This window comes from Nocardia sp. IFM 10818, assembly GCF_054655275.1.
Map to the genome: position 1 here is coordinate 6,243,729 of NZ_BAAHJH010000001.1, position 23,531 is coordinate 6,267,259.

A 23,531-nucleotide genomic window follows, 5' to 3' on the forward strand; every position below is an offset into this window, starting at 1 on the left:
TAGGTTGCGCTCGTTCGCAAAGTTGGCTTTCCGCCGCCGAGCGCGCCGTCCGGAATCTGCTGAAAAGAGGTGTCCTGCAATGTCATCGACCGTGCTCCCCGGCTTCACACCGTGGCCGGCGGCCGACGCCCAGCGGTATCGAGAGCTCGGCCTGTGGACCGGAGAGACCTTCGGGGACATGCTCGCCGCCCGGGCCGCCGCCACCCCCGAGGCCGTCGCCGTGGTCGATACGGCCAATTCCTGGAGCTACGCCGAACTGGATCGGCGCTCCCGATCGCTGGCCACCGGATTGGCGCGCCTCGGCATCGGCCGGCGGGACCGGGTGCTGGTGCAGCTGCCGAACCGGGCCGAATTCGTCGAGGTGATCTTCGCGCTGTTCCGGCTGGGCGCGCTGCCGGTGTTCTGCCTGCCCGCGCATCGGCAGGCCGAGCTGGCGCCGATCGCCACGGCCAGCGCGGCGAAGGCCATGATCACCTGCGGTGAGCATCAGCTGTTCGACTATGCGGCGCTGGCGGATTCGATCCGGCAGCAGGTCGCGTCGCTCGAGCACCTCGTGGTCGTGCGTGATGGCGATACTGATCTGCCCGAAGGCGCGCACGATATCGCCGAGTTCCGCGACGAGCCGGGCGAGCTGCCCGTGCTGGATGCCGGTGAGGTCGCGTTCCTGCAGCTGTCCGGCGGCAGCACGGGCATTCCGAAGCTCATCCCCCGCACCCATGACGACTATCTGTTCAGCGTGCGGCGCAGCGCCGAGATCTGCGAACTCGGCAGCGACAGCGTGTATCTCGCGACGCTGCCGGTCGCGCACAACTTCCCGATGAGCTCGCCCGGCATTCTGGGTGCGCTGTGGGCGGGCGGCACCGTGGCCATGACGCCGGATCCCACTCCGGCGACGGCGTTTCCGCTCATCGAGAAGTTCGGGGTGACCATTACCGGTCTGGTGCCGCCGCTGGCCCGGCTGTGGGTGGAGCGGGCCGAGGCCGGGAACACGCCGGACCTGTCCAGCCTGCGGGTGGTGCTGGTGGGCGGTGCGCGCTGCCCCGAGGAGCTCGCCGAACGGGTGGGACCGGCGCTGGGCGTGACCCTGCAGCAGGTGTTCGGCATGGCCGAGGGTCTGGTCTGCTACACCCGATTGGACGATCCCATGGACGTGGTGATCGCCACCCAGGGCCGCCCGATGTCCGAGCACGACCGGGTCAAGGTGGTCGACGACCAGGGCGTCGAGGTGCCGCCGGGCACGGACGGCAATCTTCTCACCCAGGGCCCGTACACGATTCGCGGCTACTACGACAATGCCGAGGCCAATGCCCGCAGCTTCACCGCCGACGGCTGGTACAGCACCGGCGATATCGTGAGCCTGCGCCCCGACGGCAATCTCGAGGTGCGCGGCCGGGCCGGAGACTGGGTCAATCGCGGTGGCGAGAAGGTATCGGCCGAGGAACTCGAGGGACACTTGCTCGCGCATCCGGGCGTGCGCGACGCCGTGATCGTGGGTACGCCGGATCCGGTACTGGGACAGCGCATCTGCGCTTTCGTCCAGCCGGTCGACGCGGAGGCGAAGCTCACCCTCATGACCGTGCGCGCCTTCGTGCGGGAGCGCGGCGTCGCGGCCTGGAAGATGCCGGATTCGGTGGTGGTCGTGGCGAACTTCCCGGAGACCGGCGTCGGCAAGATCAGCCGCAAGGAACTGCGCCGGGTGCTCGCCGAAGGGGCGCACCAGAACTGACGGCAATAGCCGCACAGCCCGCGGGGGCCGTGCGGCTACCGCACCGCGGGGTGGCGCGGAGACGGCCGCGCCACCCGTCAAGACAGCACGTCGATCCACGAACCCAACACGGGATCCGCTGCCAGGCTGGGGAAGTCGACGTGCTCGAACCCGTCGGCCCGCCACTTCTCCACCAGCGACATGATCCGCACCGAATCCAGGCCGGCGTCGAGGAGATTCGTCTCGACGGTCAGCTCATCGGCGCTGACGCCCAGCGCCGCTGCCACATCCTCGATGACCCGCTCGGACAGGGCGGTCGTTTCGTTCGTCATGATCCCTCACTCGTCTCGGTCGTAGTCGGCGACGCCGCGCTTCCAGTACCCGGCGATCAGGCAGTCCTTGGGGCCGATGCCGAGCTCGGTGCGCACCCAGCGGCGCATCGGCTTCAGCACGCCCGACTCACCGGCCAGCCAGGCGTAAACCCGTTCCCCGGCAGTAATTTCCACCGTGCGGGCGGCCTTCTCCAGCGCGTCGCCGGTGCCCGGCTCGGCGTCACCGCGGTGCACCCAGTGCACGGTGAAGCCCGGCGGGGCGTCGATGGCGATCTCCTCATCGGGTCCGGTCACCTCGATGAACGCCCAGCCCGCGGATTCGCGCGGCAGCCATTCCAGCCAGCGGGCAATGGCGGGCAGCGCGGTGATATCGCCGATCAGCAGATACTTGTCATAGGTCTTGGGCACCACCACGCCACCGGGCGGGCCCGCGATGTGCATAGGGGTGCCGGGGACGGCCGCCAGCGCCCATTCCGAGGCCAGCCCGCCGGGGTGGATGGCGAAATCGATATCCAGCTCCCGGTCTTCGGCGCTGAAGCGGCGCACGGTGTACTCGCGCGACACCGGGCGCGGGTTGCCCCATTCCAGGGACAGGCCGTCCTTCTTCGGCAGCCGCAGCACCCCGTCCTCGCCCGGGAAGACCAGGCGCACATGCTCATCCGGCACATAGCTGTGGAAGCCGGCGAGATCCGCACCGCGGAAGGTGATCCGCACCAGCCCCGCGCCCACCGGCTCGGTGCGCGCCACTTCCACGGCGCACAATCCGATCGGATAACCGACCTTGTGCCCGTGCTCGCCGGCGAGCACTTCGGTGATGCGTTCGGCGTAGGCCGCGCGATCCATCAGTTTTCTTCCTTTCCATGAGACGGGGCCGGGGCGGGAACCGGTGCGGGGCCGTCGTTTCCGCCCAAGCGGTACAGCGGACCGGCGAAGGCCGCCGCGAGCCCCGCCAGCACCAGCGTCGCGACGCCGTAGGCGAGGAACGCGGTGTCCGGCGCGAAGAGTTGTCCCACCACACCGGCGGCCATCGAGCCGATCGCGGAGCCGGTGACCGCCTGCACCATCAGCAGACCGGAGATCCGGCCCCGGAATTCCTCCGGGGACTGCTGCTGCAGCAGCGTGTAGCGCAGCACCATGCTGACCGCGCGGGCCAGCCCGAAGGCGGCCAGGCCGAGGAAGACCCAGGCCGCATGGGCCCACAGCCCGGCCGCGATCACGCCGAGCGGCATGAGGGCCACCGCGAGCAGCAGCGCCCGGCCGGGGCGGCCGGAGCGGCCGATCCAGCCGCTGGTCAGCGAACCGAGCACCGCGCCCGCGCCCGGCGCGGCATACAGCAGGCCGAGCACCGTGGGGCCGCCGCCGAGTTCCACGTCGACGAAGGCCGGGAGCAGCACCAGCGGGCCGCTCACCAGCATGGCCACCAGGCCGGTGCAGAGGACGGCGCGAATGAGGTTGTGCCGCATGGCGAATTGGATGCCGGTGGCGAGTTCGCGCAGCGGATGCTGGGTATTCCGGGCCGGCGCCGGGGCGGGGCCGATGGCGCGGATGAGCCCGACGGTCGCGGCGGTCGCGGCGGCCGCGATGAAAAAGGCCGGGCCGACACCGGTTTCGGCAATGAGCAGACCGGCCAGGGCCGGGGTGATCATCGTCCCGAGGTCGGAGGTGAGCGCGGTCAGCGCTCCGGCGGCGGCCAGCTTGTCCCGGCCGACCAGTTGCGGGACCAGCGCCATGAGCGCCGATCCGCTGATACCGCCGGCCAGGCCGTCGACCACGCCGGCGGAGTAGATCACGGCCAGTTGCGGATCCGGCAGCAGCGCGTTCACGCCGAGCGCCAGGAAGCCCAGACCGGCCGCGCTGCGCGACCATTGGATGACATCGCGCCGGTCGTACCGGTCCGCGATCACCCCGCCCGCCAGGCTTCCGGCGAACAGGGCGACCGCGGTGACCGTGGTGACGCCGGCGACATGCAGGGAGGATCCGGTGAGCTGGTAGACCTGCACGGGCAGGGCCACCATGAGCAGGCCGATCCCGAGCACCGATACCAGCCGGGCCGCGAAGGCACAGCGGAATCCGCGGCTGGCTTTCAGGGGCGAGGTATCGATGAGCAGGCCGCCGACGGCTGTCACTTGAAGCGCTCCCCCAGCAGATCGAGGGTCGCCATGGTGTTGCGGTAGTCGGGACGCTGCGAGGTGGCGGGCAGCTCGTAGACGTGGCCGGACTGGAAGGCCGGGAGCTTGGCGATGACCGGGTCCTCCTTCAGCTGGGCGATGCTGCGGCCGCCGTCGAGCTGCACCACGAACAGGTTGGGGGCGTCGACGACGGTGCTCGCCAGTTCGGGGCTGAAGTTCACCCAGTCGGCGGCCGCGGGGCGGGCCGGGTTGCCGGCCTTGGCCTCCACCTTGTCGTCGACGGTGAAGCCGACCGCGGTCAGCAGGCCGAACAGCGGGGTGCCGGGTGCGATGACCGAGGGCTTCTGATCCTTGCGCGACTGGTACACCGATACCGCGCCCTGCGGCACCTTGATGGTGGCCTTCACCGCGGCGACCTTGTCGTTGTACTTGGCGACCATGCCGTCGACCTTCTCGGACCGGTTCACGATGTCCGCGACGGCCTTCAGCTGGTCCTGCCACTGCAGCAGGTCCGAGGGCACCAGCGCGGTGGGGGCGATGGCGGTCAGCTTGTCGAAATTGTCGATGGTCTGCTGACCCGGGAAGCCCAGGCCGCCACCGATGATCAGATCCGGCTGCTGGGCCGCGATGAACTCCAGATTGAGATTGTCACCCGACGGCACCACCTCGGTGCCCTGCTGCTTGGCGTCCTCGGACCAGGCGGCGGGGAACTCGCCCGGCTTCAGCGTCACGCCCAGCACGCGCGGATCCGCGGCCTTCACCTTCACGCCCAGGTCGAACAGGTAGCCGGCGAGCGAGCCGTTCAGGACCACGATGCGCTGCGGATCGGCGGGCACGGTGACCGCGCCCTTGGCGGTCTGCACCTCCCGGGTGCCGGACTTGCCGGCCTCGTCGGAGGTGGAGCTACTGCAGCTCGCCACCACCGCGACCAGCGCGAGGATGAGCAGCGCGACGGCGGCGCGCACGCGAGCCGTCATTCGGTACAACGTCATTGGATTGGGTGTTCTTTCTCTTTCGGTGTGGAAATCCTTGAGCGGGAGGCTCATCCGGCGATCGCGGGATCGACGTCGAGCAGCGCCGCGACCTCGGTCCACCCGGCCGGGGACACGATGCCGAAGTGCGAGTACGGCAGCCGCCGGACCACCAGCCGGGCCCCCGCCGCCCGCCAGCCGCTCACCTGCGCCTCGGTGCGCGCGGGCGCCGAACCGTCGTCGGCGGCATACAAATTCATGGCCCCGCCGTACCGCGGAGTCGCCGAACCCCCGACCATGCCGAGCAGCTCGGCCGCCGCCGATCGCACGACTGCCGCGAGTTCCGGTGCATCCTCGGGCAATTCAGGCAACAGCTCGTCCAGCGCCGCCGCATCCCCCAGCGCCCGCCCGGCCTGCTCGACCAGATTGGCCAGCGGATGCGAATCGACCAGCCCCGCAAAGGCCACCGACTCCCCCGCCGCCTCCAACCGCGCCGCGATCGCATGCACCACATTCCCGCCCAGCGAATACCCGAGCAGGTGATACGGCCCCTCCGGCTGAATGCTCCGAATAGTGCCCAGGTAATACCCGGCCAGCTCCTCCAGCGACCCCGCCCGGAAGTCATCGCCCCCCAACGCGGGCAACTGCAACCCGATAATCGCCCGATCCGCCCGCAACACCCGAGCCAACGGCCCGAACTGCCACGCGGTCCCGCCGACCGGATGCACACAGAACAACGGCGCGCCCGCACCACCGGAACGCAACTCCAGCACATGATCGAGACGACTGCCCATCATGGCGAGCCACTCGGAGCGTTCCGCGGCAGCCACTGCGCCGAGTCCGAGGTGCACGCTCGCAGCGCCCGCCGAGCCGTGCGCCATCCCGGCCAAGGGGTCCGGCCCAACGGCGGACGCGGCCGGTGCGGCGGTCGTGGAGTCCGAAGGCACACCGCTGTCGCGGCCACTCGCCGTGTCGGCCGCGGAATCCGGCACCGCAAGGGCGGCAGCCGAGCGTGCTCCCGACGCGGCGATCGCCGCCGAATCCGGACTGGCAGAGCCGGATCGGTCGGCGGCGCCGGGGTCGGACGCCGCGGTGAACGCGAGGCCGGTTGTCGGGAAGGTCGTGGAAATCCTTGCCGCCAGTGCGCGCGGGGTGGGCGCGGCGAATACGTCGTCGAGGACCGCCGCCACTCCGCCGCGCCGCAGTCTGCCGATCAGCCGCACCGCGGTGAGCGAATGCCCGCCGGCGGCGAAGAAGTCGTCGTCCGCGCCGATTTCGGGGACCGAGAGCACCGCGGCCATGGCGGCGCGGATGTCGGCGAGCGAACCTGCCTCCGTCATTCCGGCGTGGGTTTGGCCGGAATCCACCACATTTGGTGGTGTGCTGGGGGTCCGGATCCCGGCCAAAAGCACGCCGGGATGACCGGGGAACGCCTCCACTGCCGGGGGTGCCCCGGGTGCGGATGCGGGTGCGCCGCCGGGCATGAGCACACCACCGGGCGCGGGCACGCCACCGGGCACGAGCACACCACCGGGCGCGGGCACGCCACCGGGCACGAGCACACCACCGGGCGCGGGCACGCCACCGGGCACGAGCACACCACCGGGCGCGGGCACGCCACCGGGCACGAGCACACCACCGGGCGTGGGCACGCTACCGGGCGTGGGCACGGTGTTCTGCCCCGGAGCGGGGAGCGCCTTGCGGTCGATCTTTTCGCTTGCCGTGCGCGGGATGTGGTCGAGCACGACGTAGGCGGCGGGGATCATGTAGGCCGGTAGGAGTTGGGTCAGTGCGGATTGCACTGCGGCGGTGTCGAGTTCGGCGCCGGAGCGGGCGATGAGGTAGGCGACCAGGCGTTGGTCGCCCGGGGTGTCCTCGCGGAGGAGGACGGCGGCTTGGGCGACGCCCTCGCAGGTGAGGAGGGCGGATTCGATGTCGCCGAGTTCGATGCGCTGGCCGCGGAGTTTGACCTGGCTGTCGGCGCGGCCGAGGTAGTCGAGTTCGCCTTGGGGGTTCCACTTCACGAGGTCGCCGGTGCGGTACATGCGGTCGCCGTGGCCGTGCGGGTCCGCGACGAACGAGCCCGCGGTCAGGGTGGGCTTGGCGAGGTAGCCGCGGGCCAGCTGGATGCCGGTGAGGTACAGCTCGCCGATCGTTCCCGCTGGGACGGGACGCAAGTGCTCGTCGAGGACGCGGACTCCGGCCCGGGTGGCGGGGCGGCCGATGGGGACGGAGAGCGTGTCGGCGTCGGTGGTGTCGTGGTAGGTGATGCAGACGGCGGCCTCGGTCGGGCCGTAGAGGTTGTTCACGTGGGCGCCGGTGAGGGCGCGGACGCGGTGGGCGGTGGCGGGCGGGAGGGCCTCGCCGCCGGTGATGACGCAACGCAGGGCGGTGCAGGCGGTGAGGTCGGTTTCCTCGGCCAGGACCGTGAGCATGGAGGTCGTCATCTGGACGGCGGTCACCTGCTCCTCGGCCATGAGCTGAGCCTGGTAGTAGGGGTCCTTGTGGCCGTTCGGTCGGGTGAGGACGATGCGAGCGCCGACCAGCAGGGGGAGGAACAGCTCGAGCAGGGAGGCGTCGAAGGTGGGCGGGGTGCGGTAGAGCACGGTGTCGCCCGGGCCGAAACGCTGTTGGCGCTGTAGCCATTCGAAGGTGTTCACGATCGACTCGTGCGCGACGGTGACGCCCTTCGGCACACCGGTCGAGCCGGAGGTGAACAGCAGATAGGCAGAGTTGGCGGGGCGCAAGGGTGCGACTCGCTCCGCGTCGGTGATCTCGGTGTCCGCGAATACGGTGATATCCAGCTGGTCGACGGCGACGACCGGGGCGCGCCCGGTGTCGAAGCCGTCGGCGGTGATAGTCAGAATCATTGCCGGAGCGGCGGTTTCGAGAATGCCGTCGATCCGCTGGGCAGGCTGTTCGGGATCGATCGGCAGGTAGACGGCGCCGGATCGGACAATGGCGTGGGCGGCGATCACCGAATCGGCGCAGCGGTGCATTGCCACCGCGACCACGGTTTCGGGACCGACGTTCTGCGAAATCAACCAGTGGGCAAGGCGATTCACGCGGGCATGGAAGTCGCCGTAGTCGATCGTCACGCCTTCGGCCGTCACCGCGGGTGCGGCGAGATCAATGGTCGCACCCCACGTGGCGAGGGTGTCGCCGTGGCTTTCGCGCTGACGGGTCGTCTCGGTTACCGCCGCGACGGTGGCGTCCGGATCGGCGATCAGCGCGGTGAGCACGGCCCCGAGCCGGTCCGCCAGCTCGGTGGCCACCACCTCCGGCACCGCCGCCGGATCGTGGTGCAGCAGCAGGTCGAAACGCTCACCCGGCCGCGCGGTCACCACGATCGGGTAGTGCGTCAGGCTGTGCACGAAGACGTCGGCCACCCGCAGCTCGTGCGATTCCGGCTGGTGCAGACCGGATTTCGGGAAGTTCTCGAAGACGACCAGGCTGTCGAACAGGTGGCCGAGGCCCACGGCCCGCTCGACCGTGGCCAGTCCCAGGTAGCCCTGGGCCTGCATCTCGAACGAGGTGCGCTGGAAGTCGACGAGCTGATCCGGCAACGACCGCCGCGAATCCAGCGGCAGGCGAACCGGAACCGTATTGCTGAACAGCCCCACGGTGGTCTCGACATCCGGCAGATCCGCCGGGCGACCGGAGACGACCGTGCCGAAGACCACGTCGGTGCGGCCGAGATGAGCGGCCAGCACCATGGACCACGCACCCTGCAGCAGGGTGTTCATGGTCAGGCCGAAACGACGGCCCATGTCCTCCAGCGCGGTGGCGGCATTGTCCGGCAACGGCACTCGCAACCCGACGGCATGCGAGCGCTGTCCCGGGATGCCGATCAGAGACGGCGCGGGTACACCGAGCAGGTAGTCGCGCCAGCGATCGACGGCCGCCTCGGTGTCGCATGCTCCGAGCCAGGCCAGATAGTCGCCGTAATACCCCGGGACAGGCAGCATTTCGCCTTCGCCGTGGTACAGCGCGAGCGTCTCGCGCAGCATGATCGGCACCGACCAGCCGTCCGCCAGCAGGTGATGCGCGATCAGCACCAGCCGCTGCGAGGTATCGGTCACGCGAATCAGCAGCACCCGCAACAGCGGCGGCGCGGCGATATCGAACCGCTCGGCCCCGGCTTGCTGTTCCAGCTCCACCGCGACCCGCTCGGCCTCGTCGACCGCGAGGCCCCGCAGATCCTCCACACGCCAACCCGATCCGGGCGTGCGCGGCACCACCTGCACCGGCTGATCGAACTGCTCGTAGCAGAACGCCGCACCCAGATTCGGATGCCGCGCCAGCATGCGCTGGAACGCGACCTCCAGCCGATCCGGGTCGACCGCACCGGCCAGCTCGAAACGCGCCGTCATGGTGTAGATGTCGTCGTCACCATCACGCAGCGCGTGGAACAGCAGCCCCTCTTGCAGCGGCGAGAGCGGCAGCACATCGGCGACCGGCCCGTACTGTGCCGCCAGCTCGTCAATGCTCCACTGCGGCAACGCCATAGAGATCCCGCGCTCCGCCTTCGGGGCATCGGTGGTCGCAGCGGAGATCGCGGCCGCAGCGGCAGTCGCCGCGAGCTCGGCCAGCGGTCGCCTGGTCAGCAGGTCCTGCGGCGACAGGATCAGCCCCCGCTCCCGCAACCGGCTGCTCACGCTGATGGCGGTGATGCTGTCGCCGCCGACCCCGAAGAAGTCGTCGTCGATGCTCACCGCATCATGGCCGAGCGCCGCGGCCACCACCGTGCAGACGGACTGCTCGGCGAGCGTTGATGCCGCTCGCCCACCGGTCTCCGACGGCGGCTCGGGCAGCGCCGCCCGGTCCAGCTTGCCGTTGACGGTGTGCGGCAGCTCGTCGAGAAAGACGAGCCTCGACGGCACCATGTGATCGGGGACCAGATCGGCCAGCTTCGAACGCAATTCGACCGAATCCAGCGCGGTCCGCCCGGGCGCGAATTCGCCCGCGGAACCCGCGGGCCGACCGGAACCCGAGGCGATGTCCGCGCCCGCCACGACATATCCGATCAAGGTCGGCCGCCCGGCGATCTCCCGGATATCGGCCGCCGCGGCGCGCACCTCGGGCAGCCCGCCCAGCGCGGCCTCGACCTCGCCCAATTCGACGCGATGCCCGCGAATCTTCACCTGATTGTCGATGCGGCCCAGATATTCGTAGCCCCGGCCCGGCACCCAGCGCGCACGGTCGCCCGTGCGGTACATGCGCGCCCCGGGCGGACCGTACGGATCGGCCACGAACCGATCCGACGTGGCGTCCGGCCGCCCGAGATATCCGCGCGCCAGCTGCGGCCCCGCCAGATACAGCTCCCCGATCCGGCCGTCCGCGACAACCTGCAAACCATTGTCGAGCAGGTAGATTCGCGTCCCGGGCAGCGGCTGCCCGATATGCGGCGTCGCATCCCGCACGACCGCGGTGATCGCGTCGACGGTGGACTCGGTCGGCCCGTACAGATTGACCGCCGCGATCCCCGCCCGCTGAATCCGCTGCCACAATTCCGGCGAGCAGGCGTCACCGCCGAGCGCCAGCAACCGCGGCGCGATATCCGCCAGCCCGTGATCCAGCAGCCCCGCCGCGAAAGCGGGCGTCCCGTCCACGACATCGATCCGGTCCCGCCCGAACGCCGCAACCAACGTGGCAGGATCTCGCCGAATCTCACTGTCGTACACCCGAACACAATGCCCATCGAGCATCCACAACAGCGGATCCAACGCCGCGTCGAACGCGAACGACGTCGTATGCGCCACCCGCAACGCCCGCCCGGCCCGCTCCGCCGTCTCGGCATACATCCCAGCCCGATGCGCCGCCACCAACCGCGCCAGCGCCCCGTGATCCACCAGCACGCCCTTGGGCCGCCCGGTAGACCCCGACGTGTAGATCAAATACGCGCCATGACGCGAATCCACCCGCGCGCCAGCCTCATCCGGCCGCCGTGAACCGGGGCAGGCTTCCAGCCGCGACTGGAACTCCACGCTGCCGATATCCACCACGCGGTGCCGCTCGCCGCGCCTGCGATCTCCAACCGCATCCGCAGCAGACGCGATATCGCCGGTGCGAGTGCCGGTCCCACCGGCACCGGTCCGCCTGTATTCCACGTGAGTCTCGTCAGCACCGGTTTCGGTGTCGGCCACACCGGCCCCGCCTGCGTCGGCGTCACCTGCGGAATCGCGAGCGCCCGCCCCCGCCTCGTCAGCACCGGCTGTGGTCTCTATCGCGCCGGTCCGGGCGGCGTATGCGGTGGGGCGGATACCGGCCACACCGGCCGCCGCATCGCGCGCACGGTCTCCGGGGTCGAGCGCGCCGAGCCCGGCGCCGGCCGTTTCGGACGGTGATTCGTGCGGGCCGGCGGCGAGGTCCGCTGCCAGCTGTCCGGCGCTCAGCACCAATTCCGGTGCGGCATCGGCGATCATGCTGCGCAGGCGGGGTACCGGGTGTTCGGGGTCCAGGGGCAAGTAGATGCCGCCTGCCTGCCAGATCGCGAACAGGGCGACTACGAATTCCGCTGAGCGTGGGAGGGCTACGCCGACGACCGAGTCGGGGCGAATTCCATTGGCGCGCAGGTAGTTGGCGAGGCGGTTGACGTGGGAGCCGAATTCGGCGGCGGTCCACTCGATGTCGCCGGAGGCGAGCACGATCGCGTCGGGGTGGTTGGCTACCAGGCGGTCGAACGCCTCGGGAACCAGCTCGACGGTGGTGGCGGGTGCGGGCACCGAACGCGTGGCCAGCAACTGCGTCCGCTCGGCGGGGTCGAGTAGTTCGAGGGCGCCCACGGGGGGCTTGTCCGCGCCGGTGAAGGCGTTGATCACGCGCATCAGGCCGTCGACGCGGCGGCGGACGGAGTCGCCGTCGTTGGTGCGGGCGTCGGATTCGAAGCCGATCAGGACCGTGCCGTCGGGCAGGGGGGTCACGACCACGCCGAGGTCTTCGGGCGGGCCGCCCGCCACATTGCGGAGGACGCCGCGGGAGCCGTCGAAGTCGAGGGAGAAGTCGAAGACCTTGAGGTTCATGCCGACGCCGTGCAGGAGTTCACCGGCGCCGTAGCCGTGGAAGTCGCGGGCCAGGTCATCGCCGCTGTAGCGCTGGTGGGCGCGGACTTCGCGCAGGGTCGCGGCGACGCGCGGGGCGAGTTCGCCGAGGCGGTCGTCGGCGCGCACGGTCAGGCGCAGGGGCAGGACGTTCACGGCCATGGATGGCGTGGACAGGGCGGCGCGGCCGACGCGGCCCATGAGCAGCATGGACAGGACCACATCGGAGCTGCCGAGTTCGCGGTCGATGAAGGCGGCGTAGCAGGCGACGAGGACATCGGCCCAGGTGACGCCGTAGTTGTCGGCGCATTCCTTCAGGGTGGCGAGGGTGTCGGCGGTCAGGATCGCCTCGCCGCGAACGGTCCGCTCCACCGCGCCGCCGACATGCCGTCCGCGTCCGTCCAGGGAGGGCCACGGGGTCAGCTGGTCGCGCCAGAACTGGCGGTCCTGTTCGAACTGTTCGCCGGCGCGGTATTCCTGCTCCTCGGCGACCAGGGCGGCAATGGTGCCGAAAGTCTGTTTGGGCGGCTTGGTTCCGCGGCGCATGGAGGTGTAGTGACCGGCCACGCGGCGGGAGAGCAGGGCCGCGCTGTAGCCGTCGACGATCAGGTGGTGGTAGAGCTGCACGCACCACACCTCGGTGTCGCTCAGCCGGATCAGCGTGTAGATGTACAGCTGCCGATCCACCATGGCCTTGCAGTGTTCGGCGGCGCGCTGCCGTTCCAGGGCCACGGCCTCGTGGGCGAGGGCCAGCGGATCGGCGGCCGCCCGCAGGTCGATGGTCGGTCGCAGTTCGGCGGCCGCAGCGGTGACGAATTGCCGTGGCCCGTCGGCGGTTTCCCGGAAGCGCAGCCGCATGTTCTCGGATTCGGCGACGGTCTTGCGGATGGCCTCGGCCAGCAGGTCGATGTCGATGGGCCGGTCGCCGGAGATCTCGAGGACCTCGCCGACGAGGTAGCGGCCGGATTCCGGATCGAATCGCTGAGCGTTCCAGATACCCAGCTGCGGCCCGGTGAGCGGCAATCCCGCCCCGGCCGCCTCGGCCTGGTCGGCTCCCGAGCCGTTCCGATCCACCGGCAACTCCCTTCACCCTCAACGACATTCGGCCCCTCCCTCGGTCCACCCGGGCTCGATGAGTCCAGCGAGGGAGGGGCCAAAATAGGTTAGCCTAAGTTTAATTCCAAGTGGGAACCTTCCTGTTCCGGCTGGTCAACGAGGGGTTCAGACCACCGGCGCGGCATTCTCGGCCAGGGGTATGACCAATGGCGCGCCGGTTTCCGGATCGTCGATGATGCGACAGCCCAGCGCGAAGACCTCGCGCACCAGCTCGGCGGTGACGATCTGCTTGGGCGGACCCGCCGCGATCACCCGCCCGTCCTTCATGGCGATGAGATGGTCGGCGTAGCGGAAGGCGTGGTTCAGATCGTGCAGGACCGCGACCACGGTGCGCCCGGATTCCCGGTTCAACCGCCGGCACAGATCCAGCAATTGGATCTGATGGGCGATGTCCAGATAGGTGGTCGGCTCGTCGAGCAGGATGATCGGGGTGTCCTGGGCGAGCACCATGGCGATCCAAACCCGTTGGCGCTGACCGCCGGACAGCTCGTCGACCAGCCGCGCCGACAGCTCGGTGACGCCGGTCGCGGCCATGGCGGCGGCCACCGCCTCCTCATCGGCCTTGGACCACTGCCGCAGCAGGGTCTGATGCGGGAACCGCCCGCGCGCCACCAGATCGGCGACGCGAATGCCGTCCGGGGCGGTGGAGGTCTGCGGCAGCAGACCGACCCGGCGCGCGACCTCCTTGGCCGGATACGAGCCGATTGCCTTGTCGTCCAACAACACCGCCCCCGATTCGGGTGCGAGCAGGCGCGCCAGGGCGCGCAGCAGCGTGGACTTGCCGCAGGCGTTGGGTCCGATCACGACCGTGAACTCCCCGTCGGGAACGGCCACCGAGAGCTCGTCGCTGATGGTCCGTCCCCGGTACCCGAGGCGAACCCGATCCGCCCGCAGCCGTGCGGTTTTCGCGTCCTCGGCGCCCGGCTCGGCGACGGGACCGTGCTTTTCGTGCATCAACAGCTTCCTCTAGTTCCTTCGAGCCTCGGCCACCAGCAGATACGCCAGATACACCCCGCCGATCGAGACGGTGACGACGCCCACCGGCAAGGTGGTGGGCGCGAAGATGCGCTGCGAGATGAAATCGCAGACCACCAGCAGCAGCGCGCCCATGGCCGCGGCCGGGAACAGCGCGGTGGAGGGCGTGCGCGCCAGGCGGCGGCCCAGCTGCGGCGCGGCCAGCGCGACGAAGGCGATGGGTCCCGCCACCGCCGTGGCCGCGGCGGTCAGCGCCACGCTCAGCATGATGAGCAGCAACCGGATTCGGCTCACCTCGAGACCGAAGGATCGCGCCAGGTCATCACCCAGTTCCAGGGTGCGCAAGCGGGGCGCGGCCGGAATCGCGGCCAAGCCGAGCACAGCCAGGATGAGCAGCGCGGGCGCGACCTGCGACCAGGTCACGCCATTGAGCGTGCCCACGCCCCAGGCGGCGGCCGACATGGCCGATTGGAGATCGGCGCGCAGGATCAGCCAGGTATTGATCGAGGCCAGCATGGCGCTCACGCCGATACCCACGATGATCAGCCGGAAGCCGGTCACATTGTGGCGGAAGGCGAGGAGTTGGATGATCAGCGCGGAAGCCAGGCCGCCGACCAGAGCGCCGAGCGCCGCCGGGAAGGGTCCGCCGCCCATGGTCAGAATGACGATGAGCGCGCCGGTGTAGGCGCCGGTATTGAAGCCGACCATATCGGGGCTGCCGAGCGGGTTCCGCGTCACCGATTGCAGGATCGCGCCGCTCACCCCGAGCGCCGCGCCCAGCGCCAGGGCCAGCACCACGCGCGGAAACCGCCACTCCCACACCACGAGCCGGTCGAAGCGCTGATCGCCGAACAGGAGCGCGCGCACCACCCGGTCCGGCGGAATCGGGTAGTCCCCGCTGCCCAGCGACAGCACCGCCACGGCCAGCGCCGCCACCAGCAGCACCGCGCACACCACCACGGTCCGCACCCCCACACGCGCGGTCAGCCCGCGGGTGCGAACCACCAATTGGCTACGCCCGAAATCGATTCCGGTACTCACGCCGCCGCCCCCGCTCGCGCCCGCCGGGCCAGATAGATGAGCACCGGCGCGCCGAGGAAGGCGCTCACCAGTCCGGCGGGCACCTCATCGGAGGGAATGAGCACGCGGCCCAGCACATCCGCGCCGATCACCAGGATCGGCGCGAGCACCATCGAATAGGCCACGATCCAGCGCTGATCCGGTCCGACGATCCAGCGGGCGATATGCGGCACCGCCAACCCCACGAAGGTGATCGGGCCGACCGCCGCGGTGGCGGTGCCGCACAGCAGGGTCAGCGCCGCCGCGGTGAGCAGCCGGGTGCGGCCGACATTGACGCCCAGCGCATGCGCGAGGTCCTCCCCCAGCGCCACGGCATTGAGCGAGCGCGCGGCGACGATCGCGGCGACCAGGCCGATGGCGATGAACGGCGCGGCCCCGGCGATCACGTCGTAGCCGCGGCCGGTCAGCGAGCCCGACTCCCAGTGCCGCCATTCCTCGAAGGCTTTGGCGTTCAACAGGATCAATCCCTTGGTGAGCCCGGACAGCACCGCGGTCACGGCAACGCCGGCCAGGGTCAGCCGCACCGGGTCCGCGCCCTGCCTGCCCGCGGTGCCGATCCGGTACACCACCAGCGAGACCACCGCGGCCCCGGCGAAGCCGAACCACACATACGAGGTGATCTCCGCCGCACCGAGAAACGCCACCGCGAGGGTGATGCCGAAGGCCGCTCCGGCATTGATGCCGAGCAGTCCCGGATCTGCCAGCGGGTTGCGGGTGAGCCCCTGCATGAGGCATCCGGCCACGCCGAGGGCGATGCCCGCGAGCAGTCCGAGCAGCGTCCGCGGCACCCGGTACTGGGTGACGATCAGGTGATCCGGTGATTCACCGGGTCCCCACAATGCGTTCCAGACCTCACCGACCGGAATGGATTTGGTGCCGACGAGCAGGCTGAGCAGCGCGGCGGCCGCCAGCGCGGCCACCGCCAGCAACCATCCTGACCAGGGCCGGGACCGCGAATGCGGGCTGTCCATAGGGTCGTTTCTCTCCAGTGATCCACGCTGCGCGCCGGGCCCCGCGACCCGTCGGGCCGGGCCCGGGCGCAGCACTTCCAAAATGAAGCTCTTGCTACTTAGGCTTACCTACCCTAACGTGTCCGCTGTCCGGCTCACAGCTGACGTTCAGCAAAACGTCAGCTGTTTCCAAGCCCCCGCCGGCCGGACGAAGCCGTGTTCGCTTGGCCCGCACTGCGATTGACCACCGATGGCACCGGGCCGGATGACGCATGTCCTGATGAGGGAACAGAAAGAGGTTCACCCCCCGTGAGATTCACCAAGGCCGCCCTGGTCGCCGCCGCGCTCGCCGTCGCCACGACCGTCACCGCCGGAGCGAGCCACGCTGCGCCGCAGGCCGATTCCGTCGAGGCCGACGCGATCAGCTACACCCTCACCAACAGTGAGACCAACACCATCATCCGGACCGACGCCGGTTCGATGGTGGTCGAGGACGGCGTCTTCAAGGTCAAGGCCGCCAACGGCGCGACCGTCGCGGGCACCGAGCTGAAGTTCCGGGTCGACGAGTTCGAATTCCCGATCGCCGCCGAGATCTCCGGCAACACCGCGACGCTGACCCCGAAGTTCGAGATCGACAAGGCCGTCTACAAGCCGGTAGCCCTGCCCTACGAGGACAAGGCTCCCTGGAAGTCCGAGTACGACCGCGAGGTCGCCGCCTGGTCCCGCATGACCAGCACCATCGCCCTCGGCGCCTCCGTCGCCACCCTGGTCGGCGGTATCGGCGGCGCGGCGGTCGGCTGCGTCATCGGCGGCATCGCCGGTGCCGCGCTGACCGGACCCCTGGCACTCATGTTCGGTGCCGGCCCCCTCGCCGGATGCCTCATCGGCGCCTCCTCCCTCGGCTTCCTCGGCACCCTGGCGGGCCAGATCTTCGTCACCGCCCCGGTCGCCATCCTGGCCGCCGCGCAGTACTTCACCACCATCAACTCGCCGATGCCCAACGCGCAGTCGGCCAAGTAAGAGCAGCACAGGTCAGGCCCGGCAGTTCACTGCCGGGCCTGATCTGCGTTGCGCGGCAGGCCGATCAGGCTTGTGCCGCTGCGTAACTCAGCGCAGCGCCGGGTCGGTCACCCGATCGCTGCTCCCCGCGGCGGCGAAGGCGCGGTCCTGCAGATCGAGGATCGGATTGCCCGGCTGCACCTCGACATAGCCGCGCCAGATCACGCCGCCTTGCGGGCACCACACCATGACGTGCGCCCGGCCCGCGGCAATGCCCTCGGCGACAAGGGTTCCCGAGGCCGGAACCGGCAGGCTCTGGGTGTGCCGCTCGGAATCCGGGTCGACGAGGCAGCGATCAGCCGGGTATTCGGTGCCGGCGACCGCGATCTTGATGCGCTCCCGGCCGCCGACCACCTGCACGGACGGCTCGGCCGCGGCCAAGGCCGGATCGGCGAGCATGAGGGCGCCGGCCGCCACCAGCGTGGAAAGGATTCGAGCAGAGGTCACGAGCCGCTCCTGCGAAGTCGAGGGATATGAATCGATATCGAGCAAGATCTCGATCATCGCGCATCCACCCAGCAACCACTATCGGGCAGATGCCCCATTCCCGTGCGCGTGCCGCGCCACTAGGCCCTCAGCGAGGCCAGGATCAGGCCGAGACCGTATTCGAAGCGTTCGTCGAATGAACTGTCGCGCAGGTGATCCGCGACACGCGTCAGCGCCGGATAGACCCCGGAGGAGAAATGCTCGGCCATCCGGGTCGTGTCGGCGGCCGGGTAGCCCTGCTCTTCCTGCACGAGGCCGACCACGAAATACACGATGGTCCAACAGGCCCACGCCGCGCGCTTGGGGTCGAGGCCGCCGTCGAGCAGGGCCGCGACAAGGGCGTCGGCGACCCGGAGGGTCCCGGGCTCGGGCGAGTAGGTGCCCGCCACGACCGCCGCGCCGTCGCGGTAGGCGAGCAGCGAGCGCCGGATGCGGTGCGTGAGCTCGCGCAACCGGTCGTCCCAGGCATCCGGCAAATTCCCGGTGTCGGTGGCGCCGAGGATCGCGTCCGCCATCAGTTCGAGCAACCGGTTCTTGGTCTTGGCGTGCCAGAGGACTGTATTCATGCGCACGCCGAGGCGGTCCGCGATCGCGCGCATGGACACCGCGTCGCGGCCCTTCTCGTTCAGGATCTCCAGGGCCGTCTCGACCACCGACTCCCGAGCCAGTCCCACGCGCGCGGTGCGCACCGGTTGCTTGTTGGTCACTGACCCAGTCTAGGACGGGAGACCGGCGGCCCCGAGTGCGCCCGGCAGGTCCGCGGGATCGGCGCCCACCCGCGAACGGTCGCCGCGAGCTTCCAGCCCAGATTCATGGCGTCCTGGATCCCGACATTCATGCCGACCCCGCCGGCGGGGAAATGCTGATGCGCCGCGTCACCGGCGAGCAGCACCCGGCCCTGCCGATACCGCTCGGCCTGGCGGCTCGCATTCCCGAAGCGGGACAACCAGATCGGGGAATGCATCCCCCAGTCGGCGTCCGCGAGCTCCCGCACGCGCGCACGCACCTCGTCGATGGTCAGCTCGCCGGGCCGGTCCGTGCGAATATCCTGCAGTTGGTCACTGACCAACAACACTAGGTCACTGACCAGGAGCAGGCAAGAGACACATGAGGAAACCCCGCGAGCCGGGTGGCTCGCGGGGTTCCGTTCGTGCGGATCGGGTCCGGATCAGGCCAGATCGAAGCGGTCCAGGTTGGACACCTTGGTCCACGCCTTGACGAAGTCCTCGACGAACTTCTGCTTGTTGTCATCCTGGGCGTAGACCTCGGCCAGGGCGCGCAACTGGGAGTTGGAGCCGAAGACCAGGTCGACGCGGGTGGCGGTCCACTTGGGCGCGCCGGTGACGCGATCGGTGCCCTCGTAGGTGCCGGCCTCGGGGGAGGTCGGCTCCCACTTCGTGCCCATATCGAGCAGGTTCACGAAGAAGTCGGTGGTGAGCGCCCCGGGGTTGTCGGTGAAGACGCCGTGCGCCGACTGCTTGTGGTTGGCGCCCAGCACGCGCAGGCCGCCGACCAGGACGGTCATCTCCGGCGCGCTCAGGGTGAGCAGGTTGGCCTTGTCCAGCAGCAGGTACTCGGCGGGCAGACGGGTGCCCTTGCCGAGGTAGTTGCGGAAGCCGTCGGCCGCGGGCTCGAGCGCGGCGAAGGACTCCACATCGGTCTGCTCCTGGGTGGCGTCGGTGCGGCCCGGGCTGAACGGCACCTCGACATCGAAACCGGCTGCCTTGGCGGCCTTTTCGACGGCGGCGGCGCCACCGAGCACGACCACGTCGGCGAAGGAGACCTTCTTGCCGCCGGTCTGGGCGGAGTTGAAGGACTCCTGCACGCCCTCCAGGACGCGGATGGCCTGGGCGAGCTCATCGGGCTCGTTGGCCTCCCAGCCGGCCTGCGGCTGCAGGCGGATACGACCGCCATTGGCGCCGCCGCGCTTATCGCTGCCGCGGAAGGACGAGGCGGCGGCCCAGGCGGTCGAAACCAGCTGGGCGACGGTCAGACCCGAGGCGAGGATCTGCTCCTTGAGCGCCGCGATATCCGAGGCGTCGACCAGTTCGTGGTCGACGGCGGGAACCGGGTCCTGCCACAGCAGGGTCTCCTCCGGCACCTCGGGACCGAGGTAGCGGACCTTGGGACCCATATCGCGGTGGGTCAGCTTGTACCAGGCCTTCGAGAACTCCTCGGCCAGCTCCTCCGGGTGCTCGAGCCAGCGCCGGGTGATCTGCTCGTAGATCGGATCCACCCGCATCGACAGGTCGGTGGTCAGCATGGTCGGCAGGTGCTTCTTCGAGGAGTCGAACGCGTCGGGGATGACGGCCTCGGCGTTCTTGGCCACCCACTGGTGCGCGCCGGCGGGCGACTTGGACAGCTCCCACTCGTAGCCGTACAGCGTCTCCAGGAAGGAGTTGTCCCACTTGGTCGGGGTCGGGGTCCAGGTGACCTCGAGACCGGAGGTGATGGCGTCCTTGCCGACGCCGGTGCCGAAGCTGGACTTCCAGCCCAGGCCCTGCTCCTCCAGCGGGGCGGCCTCGGGCTCGGGACCGACGTGATCGGCCGGGCCGGCGCCGTGGGTCTTGCCGAAGGTGTGGCCGCCGACGATGAGCGCCGCGGTCTCCACATCGTTCATGGCCATGCGGCGGAAGGTCTCGCGAATGTCGACCGCCGCCAGCTGCGGATCCGGATTGGCGTTGGGGCCTTCCGGATTCACGTAGATCAGGCCCATCTGCACCGCGGCCAGCGGGTTCTCGAGATCGCGCTGACCGGTGTAGCGCTCATCGCCGAGCCAGGTCTGCTCGGGACCCCAGTACACGTCCTCCTCGGGCTCCCACTGGTCGACGCGGCCGCCGCCGAAGCCGAAGGTCTGGAAGCCCATGTCCTCCAGCGCCACATTGCCGGCGTAGACGATGAGGTCGGCCCAGGACAGCTTGTTGCCGTACTTCTGTTTGACGGGCCACAGCAGGCGGCGGGCCTTGTCCAGGCTGGCATTGTCGGGCCAGCTGTTCAGCGGCGCGAAGCGCTGCATGCCGGCGCCGGCTCCACCGCGGCCGTCATTGATGCGGTAGGTGCCGGCGGCGTGCCAGGCCATACGAATGAAGAACGGGCCGTAGTGGCCGAAGTCGGCGGGCCACCAGTCCTGCGAGGTGGTCATGACCTCGATGATGTCCTGCTTGACCGCGGCCAGATCGAGGGTCTTGAACGCCGCGGCGTAGTCGAAGTCCGCGCCCAGCGGATTGATGACATCCGGGTTCTTCTGCAGGATCTTCAGGTTCAGCTGATTGGGCCACCACTCACGGTTGGTGCTGCCGCCCTCGGTCGGGAACTTGAGCCGACCGGTGACGGGGCAACCTGCGGCGGGTTCCGTGCTGGCTTCTCCGATTGGCGGGTGTTCCTGGGACACGGGGATTCCTTTCGGGAGTTGGTATTTCGGGCTGCTGTTCAGGAGGGTTGCTGCGCTGCCCGGCAATCCGGGCACAGTCCCCAATAGATGACTTCGGCCTCGTCGAGGGCGAATCCGTTGTCGTCCGAGGCGGTCAGGCAGGGCGCTTCGCCGACGGCGCATTCGACGTCGGCGATCACTCCGCAGGAGCGGCAGACGACGTGATGGTGGTTGTCGCCGACGCGCGTCTCGTAGCGCGCCACCGAGCCCATGGGCTGGATCCGGCGCAGTAGGCCGGCGTCGGTGAGGGCTCGCAGGACGTCGTACACCGCCTGATGGGAGACGGCGCCGAGCGTCTCGCGCACGCGCTGCAATATGGAGTCGGTATCGGAATGAGGGTGCTCATGTACTGCGGTCAGCACCGCAACCCGCGGTGCCGTCACCCGCAGCGCCGCGCCACGCAGCATGCCCTGAAAATCCGCAGCTGTGGACACGTTCCGAATTATGACTGATTCAAGTCTTCAGCGCAGCTGAATCGGGGAAGATATACGATTTCAACGAGAAGAGGCCGGGCCAGACCAACGTCTGACCCGGCCTCCGGCCGGTATTGGGGAGAGGGGGCTAAGCCCCCAACCCCTTAGTGGGGGCTTGGCCCCCACACCCCCGGGCGTAGCCCCACGGCCCCTTGGGGCCTAGCCCCGCACTTGGTCTTGGGGCCTAGCCCCGCACTTGGTCTTGGGGCCTAGCCCGCACCTAGTCCTTGACGAGCTTTGGTGTGGTCTCGAGGGCGAGTTCGTCTTCGACGGTGAGGCCGAGCTCGTCCGACTCCTCCGGGGCGGGGGCGCGGTTGGGGAGCAGGACCGCCATCACGATGACGACCAGGGAGAGCACGGCGGAGAGGCCGAAGGCGAGTTTCATGCCGGAGAGCAGGGCTTCCTTCGGGCCGGTGCCGGACTCGATCAGGGACTCGCTGCGGGTGGACATGACGGTGACCACCAGGGCCGTGCCGAAGGCGGCGGCGACCTGCTGGAGGGTGCCGAGCATGGAGCTGCCGTGCGAGTACAGGTGCGGCGGGAGGGCGCCCAGGCCGAGGGTGAAGACCGGGGTGAAGGCCGCGGCGAGCGAGATCATGAGCAGGATGTGCAGACCCAGCAGCGCCGCGTACGGAATGGACATGGAGATGAAGGCGAAACCGGCCAGAGCGACCGAGACGCCGATCGAACCCGGGATCACCAGCACGCGGCCGCCGAACTTGTCGAAGATGCGGCCGACGGTCGGGCCCAGCAGACCCATGGCCAGACCGCCCGGCATGACCAGCAGACCGGTCTGCAGCGGCGAGAGACCGCGCAGGTTCTGCAGATACAGCGGCAGCAGGATCATGGAGCCGAGCATGGCCATGAACGCGACCGACATGAGGATCAGCGCCTTGGTGTAGGTGCCGGCCAGCAGCACGCGCAGATCCAGCAGCGGCGAACCATTGCGCTGCAGCTGCAGCTGACGCAGCACGAACACCGCGACCAGCGCCAGGCCCACGACGGCGATCAGGATCGGCGTGGTGGCATGGCCGGTCTCGAACTTGCTGAGGCCGTACACCAGGCTGCCGAAGCCGAGCGCCGCGAACACCACGCTGGCCCAGTCGATCGAACCGGTCTGCGGCTCACCGACATTCTCCAGCTGCCGCAGCCCGAAGAAGGTGACCACGCCCGCGATCGGCAGCACCAGCACGAACAGCCAGCGCCAGGACGCGATCTGCAGCACCAGGCCGGAGATGACCGGGCCCATGGCCGGGGCGACCGAGATGGCGAGGGTGACATTGCCCATGACCCGGCCGCGATCGTGCTCGGCCACCACCGTCATGAGGGTGGTCATGAGCAGCGGCATCATGACCGCGGTGCCGCCGGCCTGGATGATCCGGCCGACCAGCAGGACGGCGAAGTTCGGCGCGATGGCCGAGAGCGCGGTGCCGGCCAGGAAGACGCCCATGGCGATGGCGTAGGCCTGACGGGTGCTGACCCGCTGCAGGAACCATCCGGTCACCGGGATGACCGCTGCCATGGTGAGCATGAAGGCGGTGGAAACCCATTGGGCCGACCGCTCGGTGACGTGAAGATCTTCCATCAGACGCGGAATCGCGTTGATCATGATGGTTTCGTTCAGGATCACCACGAACGTCGCGAGCACCAGGAGGCGGATGACGACGGGCGTCTTCCCTCCGGTTGCGGTGCCGGCGGATATTTCGGGGGTCAAGGGGTTACCTCCGGGGGCATAGTGCTGGACGACGTGTGGCCCGATGCGAGTCGACGTGTGGCCGGAGGCGA

The 23,531-nt window shown here is 69.5% G+C and carries 15 protein-coding genes and 1 pseudogene; 2 read left to right on the plus strand and 14 right to left on the minus strand.

Annotated elements, in window-relative coordinates; genetic code table 11:
* Positions 1-79 precede the first annotated feature (79 nt).
* Positions 80-1,726, plus strand: a complete 1,647-nt coding sequence (locus ACYQ5L_RS29090) for a (2,3-dihydroxybenzoyl)adenylate synthase (RefSeq protein ID WP_459961422.1) — start codon at positions 80-82, stop codon at positions 1,724-1,726.
* 77 nt (positions 1,727-1,803) lie between these two features.
* Here ACYQ5L_RS29090 and ACYQ5L_RS29095 read toward each other — a convergent pair whose 3' ends face one another.
* The 8 genes from ACYQ5L_RS29095 to ACYQ5L_RS29130 all read right to left on the minus strand — a co-directional run bounded on the left by ACYQ5L_RS29095 (position 1,804) and on the right by ACYQ5L_RS29130 (position 16,319).
* Positions 1,804-2,037 carry a phosphopantetheine-binding protein gene (locus ACYQ5L_RS29095; protein WP_459961423.1) on the minus strand — a complete coding sequence of 78 codons (234 nt, stop codon included), beginning with the start codon at positions 2,035-2,037 and terminating at the stop codon, positions 1,804-1,806.
* 6 nt (positions 2,038-2,043) lie between these two features.
* Positions 2,044-2,880: a siderophore-interacting protein gene (locus tag ACYQ5L_RS29100; RefSeq protein ID WP_459961424.1), complete on the minus strand. Its 837-nt coding sequence runs from the start codon at positions 2,878-2,880 to the stop codon at positions 2,044-2,046.
* On the minus strand, positions 2,880-4,163 hold the full coding sequence (entS, locus tag ACYQ5L_RS29105; RefSeq protein WP_459961425.1) for an enterobactin transporter EntS: 1,284 nt from the start codon (positions 4,161-4,163) through the stop codon (positions 2,880-2,882). The genes ACYQ5L_RS29100 and entS overlap by 1 nt, the downstream gene beginning before the upstream one ends.
* Complete coding sequence (locus ACYQ5L_RS29110; RefSeq protein ID WP_459961426.1) at positions 4,160-5,143, minus strand: ABC transporter substrate-binding protein; 984 nt, start codon at positions 5,141-5,143, stop codon at positions 4,160-4,162. Before ACYQ5L_RS29110 ends, entS begins: the two co-directional genes overlap by 4 nt.
* Before the next feature lie 65 nt (positions 5,144-5,208).
* Complete coding sequence (locus tag ACYQ5L_RS29115) at positions 5,209-13,251, minus strand: non-ribosomal peptide synthetase (RefSeq protein WP_459961427.1); 8,043 nt, start codon at positions 13,249-13,251, stop codon at positions 5,209-5,211.
* A gap of 147 nt (positions 13,252-13,398) precedes the next feature.
* Complete coding sequence (locus tag ACYQ5L_RS29120; RefSeq protein WP_459961428.1) at positions 13,399-14,247, minus strand: ABC transporter ATP-binding protein; 849 nt, start codon at positions 14,245-14,247, stop codon at positions 13,399-13,401.
* Between the two features lie 12 nt (positions 14,248-14,259).
* Complete coding sequence (locus ACYQ5L_RS29125; RefSeq protein ID WP_459961429.1) at positions 14,260-15,309, minus strand: FecCD family ABC transporter permease; 1,050 nt, start codon at positions 15,307-15,309, stop codon at positions 14,260-14,262.
* Entirely contained in the window at positions 15,306-16,319 is a 1,014-nt protein-coding gene (locus ACYQ5L_RS29130) for a FecCD family ABC transporter permease (RefSeq protein ID WP_459961430.1), read from the minus strand. The genes ACYQ5L_RS29125 and ACYQ5L_RS29130 overlap by 4 nt, the downstream gene beginning before the upstream one ends.
* A 288-nt stretch (positions 16,320-16,607) precedes the next feature.
* On the opposite strand from ACYQ5L_RS29130, the gene ACYQ5L_RS29135 reads away from it, so the two are divergent.
* A complete protein-coding gene (locus tag ACYQ5L_RS29135) occupies positions 16,608-17,318 on the plus strand; it encodes a DUF8020 domain-containing protein (protein WP_459961431.1) in 711 nt (236 codons plus the stop codon).
* An 87-nt stretch (positions 17,319-17,405) separates the two neighbouring features.
* Here ACYQ5L_RS29135 and ACYQ5L_RS29140 read toward each other — a convergent pair whose 3' ends face one another.
* The 6 genes and pseudogenes from ACYQ5L_RS29140 to ACYQ5L_RS29165 form a co-directional block, all read right to left on the minus strand.
* On the minus strand, positions 17,406-17,861 hold the full coding sequence (locus ACYQ5L_RS29140) for a type II and III secretion system protein family protein (protein ID WP_459961432.1): 456 nt from the start codon (positions 17,859-17,861) through the stop codon (positions 17,406-17,408).
* A gap of 62 nt (positions 17,862-17,923) precedes the next feature.
* Positions 17,924-18,550: a TetR/AcrR family transcriptional regulator C-terminal domain-containing protein gene (locus ACYQ5L_RS29145; RefSeq protein WP_459961433.1), complete on the minus strand. Its 627-nt coding sequence runs from the start codon at positions 18,548-18,550 to the stop codon at positions 17,924-17,926.
* Positions 18,551-18,609: 59 nt separating this feature from the next.
* Positions 18,610-18,888: pseudogene (locus tag ACYQ5L_RS29150) on the minus strand (FAD-dependent monooxygenase); the annotation flags it as partial.
* A gap of 123 nt (positions 18,889-19,011) precedes the next feature.
* Positions 19,012-21,234 (minus strand): catalase/peroxidase HPI, encoded by a 2,223-nt coding sequence (gene katG, locus ACYQ5L_RS29155; protein ID WP_459961434.1) that lies wholly within the window; start codon positions 21,232-21,234, stop codon positions 19,012-19,014.
* A 38-nt stretch (positions 21,235-21,272) separates the two neighbouring features.
* Positions 21,273-21,680: a Fur family transcriptional regulator gene (locus ACYQ5L_RS29160; RefSeq protein WP_459963576.1), complete on the minus strand. Its 408-nt coding sequence runs from the start codon at positions 21,678-21,680 to the stop codon at positions 21,273-21,275.
* Positions 21,681-21,966: 286 nt separating this feature from the next.
* The gene (locus ACYQ5L_RS29165) at positions 21,967-23,460 is read right to left on the minus strand and encodes an MDR family MFS transporter (protein WP_459961435.1); all 1,494 of its coding nucleotides are present in this window, start codon (positions 23,458-23,460) and stop codon (positions 21,967-21,969) included.
* Positions 23,461-23,531 lie beyond the last annotated feature (71 nt).